The 893-nt window shown below is 73.6% G+C and carries 1 pseudogene; it reads left to right on the top strand.

The window, feature by feature from the left end:
- Positions 1-893: pseudogene (locus tag UK23_RS53390) on the top strand (hypothetical protein); the annotation flags it as partial.

An 893-nucleotide genomic window follows, 5' to 3' on the forward strand; every position in this document is an offset into this window, starting at 1 on the left:
GCGGCTACCAGCGTCGCGAAGGTTCGAGCGACCGTCCCGGCTTCCGCAAGAGCGACTCCGGTGACCGCGGTGGTTACCGCAAGAGCGACTCCGGCGATCGTGGCGGGTACCGCGGCCAGGGTTCCAGCGATCGGGGTGGCTTCCGTTCCGACCGCGGTGGCGACCGTGGCGGTTACCGCAAGGACGACCGCAAGGACGACCGTCGCGACGACGCCCGCAACGACGACCGTTCCGGCCCGCAGCGCGACGACCGTCGTGACGAGCGCAGCCGTGAGCGTGCGGCGCGCTTCCAGGAGCGGGTCGCCGAGCAGGAGACCACCGGCACCGACGAGTCCGCCGAGGTGACCTCGGAAGCGGCCGAGCGTCCCGGTTACCGCCTGGGCGACGGTGCTGCCGCCACCCGCGCGGCCGCGAGCCGTGATGCCGACGCCGAGTCCGAGGTTGACGCCGAGGACGACGCCGACAGCAGCGAGGCCGAGGTCGAGGCCGGCGACGAGAGCGGTGCTCCCGCTGCCGACGTCGACGCGGAAGACGACGAAGACGACGAAGACGAAGACACCGAGGCTGACGACGCCGACGAGCGCCAGGCCGAGGACAGCGACGACCGTGACGAGCAGGAAGACCGCGACGAGGCCCCCGCGCCCCGTGGCGGCCGTCCCGAGCTGCCGGAAGAGGCCGACCTGTCGGCCCTTGACCCGGAGATCCGGGCCGAGCTGCGCAGCCTGCCCAAGGGTCTCGCGGAGATCGTCGGCCGGCACCTGGCCGCGGCCGGGCTGCTGATCGACGAGGAGCCCGAGCTCGCCCTGGAGCACGCCCGGTACGCGCGCAGCAAGGCGGCGCGGGTCGGCGTGGTGCGCGAGGCCGCCGGTCTGACCGCGTACTTCGCCGACGAG

It is taken from the genome of Lentzea aerocolonigenes (genome assembly GCF_000955955.1).
Classification (GTDB): Bacteria; Actinomycetota; Actinomycetes; order Mycobacteriales; family Pseudonocardiaceae; genus Lentzea; species Lentzea aerocolonigenes_A.